Origin of the sequence: Microbacterium sp. C5A9, assembly GCF_022627955.1 — a bacterium.
GTDB lineage: Bacteria > Actinomycetota > Actinomycetes > Actinomycetales > Microbacteriaceae > Microbacterium.
The window spans coordinates 1-257 of record NZ_JABXGD010000030.1 but is presented as its reverse complement, the minus strand read 5'-3'; the positions used below and the strand labels follow the sequence as shown (position 1 = coordinate 257).

General features: G+C 70.0%; 1 pseudogene. It reads left to right on the top strand.

The annotated features are described in order from the left end of the window. Positions 1–257, top strand: a pseudogene (locus HWD99_RS18815) (hypothetical protein); the annotation flags it as partial.

Genomic DNA, 257 nt, shown 5'->3' with positions numbered 1-257 from the left:
CACCACCCCCACCACACCCGCAACCCCCACCATCACCCTCACCGACCTCGCCCGCTTCGCACCCCCACCTCCCACCACCACCGCCGAACCCGGCAACACCGGCATCGCCCACCTCCCCACCAACTTCACCACCACCGCCACCACCCACACCCAAACCGGCACCCTCTTCGACACCCCCCTCACCGTCCGCTTCACCCCCACCACCTACACCTACGACTACGGCGACACCACCACCGCCACCCTCACCACCCCCGGCC